This is a genomic window from Tenacibaculum sp. Ill (assembly GCF_051938915.1).
Lineage (GTDB): Bacteria > Bacteroidota > Bacteroidia > Flavobacteriales > Flavobacteriaceae > Polaribacter > Polaribacter larymnensis.
Genome location: NZ_JBPSCW010000002.1, coordinates 3,220,395 through 3,233,224 on the forward strand (window position 1 = coordinate 3,220,395; position 12,830 = coordinate 3,233,224).

11 protein-coding genes and 1 tRNA gene are annotated in these 12,830 nt (G+C 33.2%); 8 read left to right on the forward strand and 4 right to left on the reverse strand.

The window, feature by feature from the left end; translation table 11 throughout:
* The first annotated feature begins 8 nt into the window (after window positions 1-8).
* From ACTPNM_RS15230 to ACTPNM_RS15265, 8 genes are all read left to right on the forward strand, one after another.
* Window positions 9-1,337, forward strand: coding sequence for a cytochrome ubiquinol oxidase subunit I (locus ACTPNM_RS15230; protein WP_440122636.1), 1,329 nt, complete (start codon window positions 9-11; stop codon window positions 1,335-1,337).
* Between the two features lie 3 nt (window positions 1,338-1,340).
* Entirely contained in the window at window positions 1,341-2,417 is a 1,077-nt protein-coding gene (cydB, locus tag ACTPNM_RS15235; protein ID WP_440122637.1) for a cytochrome d ubiquinol oxidase subunit II, read from the forward strand.
* A 122-nt stretch (window positions 2,418-2,539) separates the two neighbouring features.
* Window positions 2,540-3,067, forward strand: a complete 528-nt coding sequence (locus ACTPNM_RS15240) for a DUF2202 domain-containing protein (protein ID WP_440122638.1) — start codon at window positions 2,540-2,542, stop codon at window positions 3,065-3,067.
* Between the two features lie 120 nt (window positions 3,068-3,187).
* Window positions 3,188-4,501, forward strand: coding sequence for a TolC family protein (locus tag ACTPNM_RS15245; protein WP_440122639.1), 1,314 nt, complete (start codon window positions 3,188-3,190; stop codon window positions 4,499-4,501).
* 7 nt (window positions 4,502-4,508) lie between these two features.
* Window positions 4,509-5,582 (forward strand): efflux RND transporter periplasmic adaptor subunit, encoded by a 1,074-nt coding sequence (locus ACTPNM_RS15250; protein ID WP_440122641.1) that lies wholly within the window; start codon window positions 4,509-4,511, stop codon window positions 5,580-5,582.
* An 87-nt stretch (window positions 5,583-5,669) separates the two neighbouring features.
* Entirely contained in the window at window positions 5,670-8,876 is a 3,207-nt protein-coding gene (locus ACTPNM_RS15255; RefSeq protein ID WP_440122642.1) for an efflux RND transporter permease subunit, read from the forward strand.
* Between the two features lies 1 nt (window position 8,877).
* Window positions 8,878-9,183 (forward strand): hypothetical protein, encoded by a 306-nt coding sequence (locus ACTPNM_RS15260; protein WP_440122643.1) that lies wholly within the window; start codon window positions 8,878-8,880, stop codon window positions 9,181-9,183.
* Between the two features lie 2 nt (window positions 9,184-9,185).
* Entirely contained in the window at window positions 9,186-9,374 is a 189-nt protein-coding gene (locus tag ACTPNM_RS15265) for a YgaP family membrane protein (RefSeq protein ID WP_028891241.1), read from the forward strand.
* Between the two features lie 4 nt (window positions 9,375-9,378).
* Here ACTPNM_RS15265 and ACTPNM_RS15270 read toward each other — a convergent pair whose 3' ends face one another.
* The 4 genes from ACTPNM_RS15270 to ftsZ all read right to left on the reverse strand — a co-directional run bounded on the left by ACTPNM_RS15270 (window position 9,379) and on the right by ftsZ (window position 12,801).
* Window positions 9,379-10,182 (reverse strand): zinc-dependent peptidase, encoded by an 804-nt coding sequence (locus ACTPNM_RS15270; protein WP_440122646.1) that lies wholly within the window; start codon window positions 10,180-10,182, stop codon window positions 9,379-9,381.
* Between the two features lie 156 nt (window positions 10,183-10,338).
* Window positions 10,339-10,412: transfer RNA gene (locus ACTPNM_RS15275), tRNA-Arg, on the reverse strand.
* 11 nt (window positions 10,413-10,423) lie between these two features.
* Complete coding sequence (locus tag ACTPNM_RS15280; protein ID WP_440122647.1) at window positions 10,424-10,870, reverse strand: GatB/YqeY domain-containing protein; 447 nt, start codon at window positions 10,868-10,870, stop codon at window positions 10,424-10,426.
* 68 nt (window positions 10,871-10,938) lie between these two features.
* Window positions 10,939-12,801 carry a cell division protein FtsZ gene (ftsZ, locus tag ACTPNM_RS15285; RefSeq protein ID WP_440122649.1) on the reverse strand — a complete coding sequence of 621 codons (1,863 nt, stop codon included), beginning with the start codon at window positions 12,799-12,801 and terminating at the stop codon, window positions 10,939-10,941.
* Between the last annotated feature and the right edge of the window lie 29 nt (window positions 12,802-12,830).

The following is a 12,830-nucleotide window of genomic DNA, read 5'->3' on the forward strand; positions in this document are numbered from 1 at the left end:
TCTTCGGTATGGAAGACATGCTCTTTTATGATAGAATGCAGTTTGCTTTCACTATTACTTTTCACTACTTATTTCCACAATTAACAATGGGACTATCGTTAATGATAGTCTTCTTTAAATGGAAATTTTTAAGAACTAAAATTGAAAAATATAACGACGCTGCTAAGTTTTGGATGAAAATCTTTGCTTTAAACTTTGCCATGGGAGTAGTTACCGGAATTCCTATGGAGTTTCAATTCGGAACTAACTGGGCTAAGTTCTCCGAGCTAACTGGTGGTATTATAGGTCAAACATTAGCTATGGAAGGAATGTTTTCTTTCTTCCTAGAATCTTCCTTTTTAGGATTGTTTTTATTTGGTGAAAAAAAGCTAGGACATAAACTTCATTTTTTAACTGGATTCCTTGTCTTTTTAGGTTCTTGGGCAAGTGGCTTTTTAATCATTGCTACACATTCTTGGATGCAAAATCCTGTAGGCTATGAAATACTAGCCAACGGTAAGTTTGTACTAAATAACTTTTCAGCTTTATTCTCAAACCCATGGTTATGGCCTTCTTATTTGCACAATCAAGCAGCCTCCTTGGTTACTAGTTCTTTTGTAGTTGCTGGTATTGGAGCCCTTTATCTTTTAAACAAGAAGCACTTAGAATTTGGTAAATTATTTTTAAAAACTGGAGTTATTTTCGGAGTTGTAGCATCTATTTTAGTTGCTTTTCCTACAGGTGATTTAGCCGCTAAAAATGTAGTAAAATATCAACCTGTAACCTTTGCCGCTATGGAGGGGATATTTGAAACAGAAAAAGGAGGCTCTGAAATAGTGCTAATTGGACAACCAAATATGCTGGAGAAAAAATTAGACAATAAAATAGCAGTCCCTAACATCTTAAGCTTTTTAACCTATCAAGAATGGAATGCAGAAATTAAAGGACTAAATGAATTTGATGAAAAAAACTACCCAACAAACATACCGGGTTTATATTATGCATATCATATAATGGTGGGATTAGGAACTATTTTTATTGCTTTGATGTTAGCTAGCATTGTTCAATTATTTAGAAAAAAGTTATATGATACAAAGTGGATTTTATGGTCATTACTTTTCATTATTCCATTTCCTTATATTGCTAATACCACAGGTTGGTATACTGCTGAACTAGGTCGTCAACCTTGGTTAGTTTATAATTTACTACGAACATCTGCTGGAGCATCTCCTACAGTATCATCAGGAAACACTTTATTTACTCTTTTAGGGTTTATCGGATTATATCTACTATTAGGAATGTTATTTTTAATTTTAGTTGGAAAAATCATTAACAAAGGACCTCAAACAACACGTTAAGTTATGGAACTATTTTGGTATGTAGTATTAGTTACAATGTTAGCCATTTATGTTATTTTAGATGGTTATGATTTTGGCGTAGGAATTATTCATCTATTCTTAGCTAAAAAAGAAGAGGACAAAAAAAAGGTTGTAAAAGCAATAGGCCCATTTTGGGATGCAAACGAAGTATGGTTAATCGCTGCGGGTGGTGTCTTATTTTTTGCTTTCCCTACTTTATACGCTTCATCATTTAGTGGTTTTTATCTTCCTTTAATGATGGTTTTATGGCTACTAATTTTTAGAGCTATTGGTTTAGAGCTTCGCGGACAAATACATAATAAAATATGGGAAAGTATTTGGGATAAAGCTTTTGGAATTGCCAGTTTACTTCTTGCCTTATTTTTTGGAGTTGCATTAGGAAATGTCATACGTGGTGTTAATCTAGGAAATGTGGTAGATGGTATTTCAACTCATGAATCTCATTATTTCTTCCTTCCTTTATGGAATTCGGAATTCTCTCCTCACTCTGAAACACTTGGTGTTATTGATTGGTTTACTTTACTTCTAGGAATTATTGCAGTAGTATCACTAACAATTCATGGTGCCAATTGGGTAATTTTCAAAACCAATGCTAGTATTAATAACCAATTAAAAAAAGTTGTTTTTACTCTTTCTTTTGTTTTATTAGGCTTAGTAATTATTTCATTATTCGCTTGGCATATTATAGAACCTAAACCATTTCATAATTTTATAGAACATCCTTTCCTTTGGATATTTCCTTTACTAACGTTTGTAGGCTTGTTTGGTTTGTTCAACGTAAAAAAACATACAAAGCACATCACTGGTTTTTTATATTCTTCGTTGTTTTTATTAGGAGGCTTGGCAACTACAGTCGCTTCAATTTTTCCTAAAGTTTTGCCTTCAACTAATAATATAAATCCAGATTTAACAATTTACAATGTAGCTGCTGACGAATACGGTTTATCTATTGGTGTAAATTGGTTTTTTATAGCTGCGATACTAGTAGTTGTTTATTTTGTTATTCAGTATAAAGTTTTTAAAGGAAAAATGGATGATGTAGACTATGGCGAGCATTAGTCTAGTTCTTATACTTAGCTAAATAAAAAACATTCTATTAAAACCTTACTCCTATGTAACTAAAGTTGCAGATTACAGCCTATACAATATTTAAATTAGTGTATAATTTAAAAGCTGTTATCATGAAAACTTTAAACATAATAGGCTTGCTATTCTTATTACTTTTTTCGAGTATTAGTAGCTCTTGCCAGAATACAAACAATACCGATCTTACTCTTTCTCAACAAGAAAAAAACGAAATGCTTTTTATGTTAGAGGAAGAAAAATTAGCTTTTGATGTTTATAACTTCCTTAATGAAAAATGGAACCTACGTGTTTTTGAAAACATCAGTCAAAGTGAAGAGCGACATATGAACGCCATGAAAGGTTTATTACAATACAATAATATTGCCTTTACCCTAAATAAAGAAAGAGGTGTTTTTAAAAATTCTGAACTTCAAAAGCTATATGATGAGTTAATAAGTAAAGGACAAAAATCTAAACTAGATGCACTTGAAGTAGGTAAGTTAATTGAAGAAAAAGATATTGAAGATCTACAGTTAGCTATTAAGAACACCAATGATGAATACAGTATAAATGTATATACCAATTTATTAAACGCTTCATTCAACCACTTAAACGCATTTAACAGAAACATTTCCAAGTATTAGTTGATTTTTAATTGTTAGTTAATAACGTCTAGACTTTTGTTTAGGCGTTTTTTCATTGTAACATTAGTTACTGACTACTATGCTTTATGCCACTAATTTTGCTATAACAAAACAGTAAAAATGAAAACAACATATATAAGTTTATTTATGGTAGCACTTTTTATATCTGCTACTACCCTATCTCAAACTAAAATTTCCATTTCAAAAGGTGAAGTTTTAAAAAGAGTTCAGGAAAATAACACCTCTTTAAAAATATCTGAACAAAACTATCAGCAAGCACGTGCCGATTATAAGCAAACCAATGCTGTATTCTTACCAAATATTACTGCCTCTCATACAGGAATTGTAACAACCAATCCATTAATGGCATTTGGTAGTAAGTTGAATCAGGAAATTTTAACACAGGCAGATTTCAATCCAGATTTATTGAACAATCCAAAGCGAACACAAAACTTCGCTACCAAAATTGAAATACAACAACCTTTAGTGAATTTAGACGGTATTTACCAACGTAAGGCTGCTAAAACTAAAATGGAAGCAACCAACTTGCAAACACAACGTACTCAAGAATATTTATTACTTGAAGTAGAAAAAGCATACATGCAATTGCAATTAGCTCACAAGGGAGTTTCAGTATTAGAAAAAGCCTTAAAAGCTGCAGAAGCAAACCAACAAATGGCAGAAAACAGCTTTAAACAGGGATATTTACAACGTGCAGATGTACTAGCAGTTGAAGTTAGAGTTACTGAAGTAAAAAATCAGTTACAATCAGCAAAAAGTAATGTACTAAATGCTTCTAACTACTTGTCTTTTTTAATGAATGAAAAACAAAACAACATTTATGAACCTTCAGATAGTTTACAAGTACACTTAAAGAATCAACTGGCTGACATTACTATTTCTGAAAACCGCTCAGATATTAAAGCAATGGAATTAGCTTCTGAGGCTTATCAAAAAATGCACAAAGCAGATAAAATGGATTTTCTTCCTCGCTTAAATGCTTTTGGTAGTTACGAACTATACGATGATAAAATTTTCAATGCAGATGCAAGTGGTTATGTAGTAGGAGCACAATTAACTTGGGATATTTTCAAAGGTTCTAAACGCTACGGGAAAGCACAAAAAAGTAAAGCTCAGTATGAAAAATCAAGATTAGAATACGAACAGTACAAATCTAAAAGTCAATTAGAATTAAATAATACTAAACGATTGTTAACCGATGCTGAGGAACAATTAAAGTTAACCGAATTAGCCTTACAACAATCGGAAGAAGCCTTACGAATAAGAAAAAACAGATTTAAAGAAGGACTAGAGAAAACGTCCGATTTATTAACCGCTGAAACGCAATACGCTCAAAAACAATTAGAATATTACCAAACCGTATATCAATACAACTATACCAAAGCTTACTTAGATTTTTTAACTAAAGAATAATCAACAAATGAAAACTATATATACAATCGCCCTTGCCACATCACTTTTAACAATAAGCTGTGGTAAAAAAGAAACAACAAACAATAACAACAAACTAACAGTAGCTGTAAAAGTTGCCAAAGTAACCGTAAATGATAACAACCCGTTTATAACAGCAAGCGGAAAAGTGGAAGCTACCAACAGTGCTGAATTAAGTACTCGTATGATGGGTTATGTAACTAACATACACGTAAAAGTTGGTGATAAAGTAAACAAAGGTCAATTATTATTATCTATCAATAACAGTGACTTACAAGCTAAGAAAGCACAAGTAGAGGCCAACATTATTAAAGCGCAAGCAGGATTTTCAAGTGCTGAAAAAGATTACAATCGCTTTAAAAACTTATTTGAACAAAATAGCGCTTCTCAAAAGGAGTTTGACGATATCACTGTTCATTACAATGTTGCCAAAGCGAATTTAGAAGCTGCAAAACAGATGAGAAATGAAATCAATTCTCAGTTTGCTTACACGAATATCAGAGCTCCATTTTCAGGAGTAGTAACGAACAAATTTATCGATAAAGGTGCAATGGCAAACCCTGGAATGCCTTTAATTTCTGTAGAAGGAAAAGGTGGATTTGAAGTAACTGCGTTAGTACCAGAAAGTGATATTTCTCAAATTAAAAAGGATACTAAGGTTGATGTAACTATCAAATCAATCAATAAAACGGTTACAGGAAAAGTATCAGAAGTTAGTACCTCAGCAAAAAACACAGGAGGACAATACTTAGTTAAAATTAACCTAGATAAAACCGATGTGAAATTGTTATCAGGAATGTTTGCTACGGTTCAGTTTCCTGTTGAAAAAACACAAAAAAGTACTGACATGGTTTTAATTCCGTCAGAAGCTTTAGTACACAAAGGACAACTATCAGGAATTTATACGGTAAGTCAAAGTAATACAGCTGTGTTACGTTGGTTACGCTTAGGAAGAACTTTTGGAGATCAAGTAGAAGTTTTATCAGGTTTATCAGCCGATGAAAGTTATATCGTTTCTTCTGAAGGTAAGCTATACAACGGAGCGAACATTACAATTAAATAAGTAAAAAATTGCGTTAGGGATAGAAGCAAGCTACCATGTAGCGCGAATAGCCCGACCACCTAGTGGTAACGCCCAAAATAATAAAACATGAAAGAAGGTTTAGCAGGAAAAATAGCCAAAGGGTTTATAGGCTCTAAACTTACCATATTATTAATGGTAGTGTTTATGGTAATTGGTGTGTACAGTTCTTTTTTAATTCCGAGAGAAGAAGAACCACAGATTGATGTACCTATGGCTGACATTTTTGTAGGATATCCAGGAGCGAGTCCTACGGAAGTGGAATCGAGAGTTATCAAACCCTTAGAAAAAATAATTTCTAACATCAAAGGAATAGAGTACGTATACTCTACTTCGATGAAAGAACAAGGAATGGTCATTGTTCAGTTTTATGTTGGAGAAGACATCGAACGCTCTTTCGTAAAACTATACAACGAGATTAACAAACATATGGATCAAATGCCGAAAGGTGTTACGATGCCTTTGGTAAAAACACGTGCAATTGATGATGTACCTATGTTAGGGTTGACATTATGGAGTGAAAACTATGATGACTATCAATTAAAACAAATAGCACAAGAACTTACCAACGAAATCGAAAAGGTAAACGATGTAGCGATTACTCAAAAAATTGGAGGTAGAAATCGTGAAGTACGCGTGGTCGTAGATAAAGATAAATTAGCCGCTAGTGGGCTAGACTTTTTATCGGTTACTGAAATGCTAAAAGCCAGCAATCAGCAACTGAGTGCTGGAAGTTATGATAAAAATGATACCGAGTTTTTAGTAACTACAGGAAAGTTTTTACAATCTGCTGAAGATGTTAAAAACTTAGTGGTTGGTGTACAACAAAATCAACCGATTTATTTAAAACAAGTTGCGAACGTACTAGACGGTCCAGAAATTCCTAAAAACTATGTAAGTTTTGGGTATGGACAAGCGAGTAGTAATGCTTCCACGTATCAATCAGAATATCCAGCGGTAACCATATCGGTAGCTAAACGAAAAGGTGCAGATGCAATGCAAATTGCCGATGTTATTTTAGCGAAGATTGATCATTTACGTACCAACTTAATTCCTGATGATGTACATGTTGAAGTTACACGTAACTATGGTGAAACAGCCTCACAAAAAGTATCAGAATTATTATTACACTTAATCGGTGCAATTATCGCAGTAACTTTAGTAGTAATGTTAGCCATGGGATGGCGAGGTGGTTTAGTAGTGTTCTTATCAGTGCCCATCACTTTTGCGCTTACCTTGTTAAGTTACTACATGTTAGATTATACCTTAAACAGAATTACCTTATTTGCTTTGGTATTTGTAACAGGTATTGTGGTAGATGATTCCATTATTATTGCCGAAAACATGCACAGGCATTTTAAAATGAAACGACTGCCGTTTAAACAAGCAGCCTTGTATGCTATTAACGAAGTAGGTAATCCAACTATATTAGCAACCTTTACTGTAATTGCTTCGGTATTACCAATGGCATTCGTTTCTGGATTAATGGGACCTTATATGAGTCCGATGCCTATTGGTGCTTCTATCGCCATGATTTTGTCATTATTTGTTGCATTAACAATTACTCCGTATTTAGGGTATATTTTCTTACGCGAAAAAGACAAGCACGGTGCGGAGGAAAAGGTAGAAGAAGATGAAACCGAAGCAATGCAAAGAACTTTGATTTATAAGTTGTATGAACGATTCGAGCGTCCGCTTATTGAAAATAAAACTAAACGTTGGGCATTCTTAGGAATCACTATTGTTTTATTACTGGGTTCTATGTCGTTGTTCTTTACCAAATCGGTAGCCGTAAAAATGTTGCCTTTTGATAATAAAAATGAATTCCAAGTAGTGATTGATATGCCTGAAGGTACCACTTTAGAACGTACCGATGCTGTAACCAAAGAAATTGCACAGTATTTAGCTACACGACCAGAAGTAGTAAACTACCAAAGTTATGTGGGTACTTCTGCCCCAATTACCTTTAACGGATTGGTACGTCACTACGATTTACGTGGTGGTAGTAATATGGCGGATATTCAGGTAAACTTGGTTGACAAACACGACAGAAGTATACAAAGTCATGATATCGCGAAGTCGATGCGTACTGAAATACAAAGCATTGCTAAAAAGTTCAAAGCAAATGTAAAATTAGTAGAAGTTCCACCAGGACCACCTGTATTATCAACCATTGTTGCTGAAGTGTACGGGCCAGATTATGAAAAGCAAATTGAAATTGCTAATGAAGTTCAAAACATCTTACATAATACAAATGACGTTGTAGATATAGATTGGATGGTAGAAGACAATCAAACTGAATACGAGTTTGTAATCGACAAAGAAAAAGCAATGTTGTATGGTGTGGCACCTCAGCAAATTGCTTACACGTTGAATATGGCATTGTCTAACAGAGCGGTTTCAACCTTATATGATGAAGACGCTTCTAATCAAGTAGGAATTGTGTTTTCTTTGGATGAGAAAGAGAAGTCTTCTGTTCAAGATATTGCTCAGTTACAGATTAAATCGCAACACGGTAATATGGTTTCTATAAGTGATTTGGTTTCTGTTGAAGAAAAGAACAGTGCAAAAAGTATTTACAGAAAGAATCAAAAACGTGTAGTATATGTGATGGCAGATATGGCTGGGGAGTTAGAAAGTCCTGCTTATGCTATTTTAGGAATGGAAAAAAAATTAAAAGAGATTCCTCTTCCGAAGGGATATGAATTGAACGAGTTATACATTAAACAACCGGATTTTGAAGATAATTACACCGTAAAATGGGATGGTGAATGGCAAATTACCTTAGAAGTGTTTAGAGATTTAGGTATTGCCTTTTTAGGAGTAATTATTATCATTTATATGTTGATTGTAGGATGGTTTCAAAACTTCAAAGCACCAATTGTAATGATGGTTGCAATTCCACTATCAATGGTAGGAATTATTTTAGGACACTGGATGATGGGGGCTTATTTTACAGCTACTTCATTTATTGGAATGATTGCCCTAGCAGGAATTATGGTACGAAACTCCGTCTTGCTTATTGACTTCGTTAATTTACGTTTAGCAGAAGGAATTCCGTTAAAACAAGCGGTTATAGAAGCTGGTGCTGTTCGTACAACTCCTATCTTATTGACCGCAGGTACGGTAGTTATTGGTGCTTTTGTAATCTTATTTGACCCTATTTTCCAAGGATTGGCTATCTCTTTAATGGGAGGAACAATTACTGCGACTGTACTAACCTTATTAGTAGTACCATTAGTATACTATTTAATTGAACGTAAAAACTATAAATAAGATGAAGTTATTAATAATAACCGTAGTTGATGGACTTCAAAATGAAGTAATGAAACTATTAAAAGAAGCAGCTATAGATAATTTTAGCGCTTCTGATATTGAAGGTTTTCGAAATTCTTTTCCTGTAATTTCTGTAAATGATTGGTTTTCTGGAAATGAAAAAGCAACAAGTTCGTATATGTATTTCTCATTTACTGAAACTAACAAAATAGATACACTGTTTAACTTAATTGAAACTTTTAATAAAAATTTAGAAACAAATAATCCAATACGAGCTGTTGTGGTTCCTATTGATAAATATATTTAATTATGAAGAATAGAATTGTACGTGGTATTGCTGGTAGTTTTATACTTATTAGTTTAATCTTAGCTATTAAAGTAAATATTAATTGGTTATGGTTTACTGCTTTTGTAGGTGCCAATTTATTACAATCATCATTAACCAAATGGTGTTTGATGGATGATATTTTAACCAAGGTTTTTAAAGTAAAAGAGTAACTATTTATACTACAGAATAGTTTAACATGAGTTGAATCTTTTTATACAATTGTGGAAATTGTTGCTGTAAATCTTCTGGAGTTTCAAAAAAGTGCTCCATAATTACAGCAACAAATTCCAATTTATTTGTTAATGCATATGCTCTAAAATAACCTGATGATTTAATTCTTTCAGCATTCGCTTTATCATCCATAAAACTGGTTATTTCTTCAAATAAACGGTAATAAATTCGGGCACTTACATCTTTCGATTTTCTTCCATGAAAGGTTAACGCATGTGAAAACTCATGAATTCCTAAGTTTAAATTATCATTCAATACAATATCTCCTAACAAAAAATCTTCCCAAGAAAACACAATAGATTTTAGTCTTGGGTTAAACTCTCCTTTATGATATTGTTTAGTTATTGTTGAATAAAAACTAGTAGGATATATTATAATTTTATCGAAAGTTGTTGTAAGGTATTTACGCATTCCGAAAGTTAATTTAATATACGATGCTGCTATTAAAACTTTTGCTTCTGGAGTTAACTCAAAATCATCTCTTTCAACAAAATTATAGGTTCTGATAAACTTGGTCAGTCGATGTTCAAAATATACTTTTTGTTTTTCATCTAGTTTCTTATAGAACCTTATATTTTCAACTAAAAACTCTTTCTTCTTTTTAGGTAGCTTCTTCTTTATTGGGTAAAAATGCACAAAAAGAGGTTTGTTAAATAGGTGCACATAAATAGATTCTACAACATTAACTCCAACCCCTATAAAGCCTAGAAAAAAAGCGGTATATTTTATAAGAAAAACAGGTTTCATACTAATTTAAAAAAAGCTCTAATATAAGTCTATGTAACTTAAGTTACATAAGTTCATATCTCTGTTTTGTAATTTTGCTCAGTTAAGCAACTTTTTCCAGTCATTTCCCTAAAAAAAAGCAGTAGATACAATTGTATCTACTGCTCATATTTTTTGCGACCCAGAGAGGACTCGAACCCCCAACCCTCAGAGCCGAAATCTGATGTTCTATCCAGTTGAACTACTGAGTCTATAAATTTTGTTAAGCTAATTTAGCTTTTACAATTGCTGAAATAGTTTTCCCATCTGCTTGTCCAGCCAATTGTTTAGATACAATTCCCATTACTTTACCCATATCCTTCATACCATCTGCTCCAACATCTGCAATAGTCTTCTCTACAATGTTTCCAATCTCCTCTTCACTTAAAGCTTCAGGTAAAAATTGTTCTAACACAGCTGCTTCTGCTAATTCTGGTTCCGCTAAATCATTACGTCCTTGTTCTGTAAACACAGTAGCACTATCTTTACGTTGTTTTACCTGCTTTTGAATAATCTTTAATTCTTCCGCTTCAGACAATTCTCCTGCTCCTGCTTCGGTGTTTGCCAGCATAAAGGCAGATTTCAACGCTCTTAACGCAGTTAAAGCCACGGTGTCTTTAGACTTCATAGCTTCTTTCATTTTATCCATTACTTGTTTTTGCAAACTCATACTTGTCGTTTTTTATATTAAAAAAATCCCGAGTTATCGGGATTTTAAAAATAAGTGTTATTCTTTTATTAATCTACATTATCGTGTAAAAACGAATTGTTAGAGCGTAATAAATCGTTATTATCTGTATTTAATGCTGTATCTGACTTACTAATATCAGAACCTGCTTCAATATCAACTCCTAACCTTTTATAAGCTGGTTGACGCTCAATTTCATCTATGTTTTTACTAACCTGGTCGTTAAACTTGTAGTTAAAACCTTTCATTTTTTCACGTCTTTCTTGTGCTCTTTTTTGCAATTCAGAAATTGTTAAGTCTAACGGAGAAACTTCTTCGCTTGAAGTGTCTATGTTATTAATTTCTTCTTGCGTTTTAGATTTTACCTCAAATTGTAACTCTTCTTCTATCTCTTCCTTAATTGTTGGAGTAGAACTTTTACCAATTGTTGGTTGTGCACTAAAATCATCTAGTACATAACGTTTTTCTACTTTATGATACTTTACTTCTTCGGCTTTTACTTCAATATTTTTAATCTCGCTAGTTGTTTCAACTAAATGAGAAGCTGGTTTTATTTCTTCGTAAGAGTTTAATGGTAAATCAAACAACAAATCTTGCTGAGTTGGTTGCTCTTTTACTTCTCTTTCTTCTACTTTTGGTTCAGCTATATTTGTAATAATAAAATCGTCTTCAGAAACTGTTTCTATTTCAATCTCATCATATACTACATCAATATTTTTTATAGCTTCCGTTGTAGGAATAATCTCTGATTTAGGTTCAGGCTTTTCTTCCTCTAAAACATGAACAACTTTATTTGATGGTGTACTTTTTATAGGCTCATCAATTGCTGGAGATGTTTGTATATTCTGATCTCCAAAGTTATAGGTTGCCTTTTGCTCATCTTCTAAAGTATGAACTATTTTTTTTACCTCTGTATTAGTAATATTTCCTTGCTGATCAGCAGCGAAACCCGTAGCTACAACCGTAACAGCTATACCATCTTCTAACGATTCATCTTCTCCAATACCCATAATAATATTGGCATCATAACCTGCTTCATCTTGAATGTAGTCATTAATTTCACCTATTTCATCTAGGGTAACTTCATTACCTCCAGAAACAATTAATAACAATACATTTTTAGCTCCTGTAATTTTATTATCGTTCAACAATGGTGAATCTAATGCCTTTACAATAGCATTTTTAGCTCTGTTTGCTCCTGTTTCTTTTGCAGAACCCATAATTGCTGTACCACTATTTGATAATACCGTTTTTGCATCATGTAAATCGATATTTTGTTTGTAGTGATGTGTAATTACCTCTGCTATACCTTTTGCCGCTGTTGCTAATACTTCATCAGCTTTAGAGAATCCTGCTTTAAACCCTAAGTTACCATAAACTTCGCGCAGTTTATTATTATTGATAACAATTAATGAGTCTACATTATTACGTAGCTCATCAATTCCTTTTTGAGCTTGTTTTGAGCGCATTCTTCCTTCAAATTGAAATGGCATAGTAACGATACCTACCGTTAAAATGTCCATATCTTTAGCAATTTTAGCAATGATTGGAGCTGCTCCTGTACCGGTACCTCCTCCCATACCTGCGGTAATAAATACCATTTTGGTATGTGTACTCAACATTTGTTGAATTTCCTGCATACTTTCAGCCGCTGCTTGTGCTCCAATTTCTGGATTAGCACCTGCACCTAACCCAGAAGTTAAGTGTGCTCCTAATTGAACTTTATTAGGTATAGGACTATTTTCTAATGCTTGTGCGTCTGTATTACAAATTACGAAATCTACTCCGTGAATTTGTTTACTATACATGTGGTTTACTGCGTTGCTTCCTCCCCCACCAACACCAATTACTTTAATGGCATTCGATTGTGTTTTTGGCATGTCGAATGAAATGTTATCAAATTCTGCGCTCATAATAACTTTTCTTTTTTATTAATTCTTAT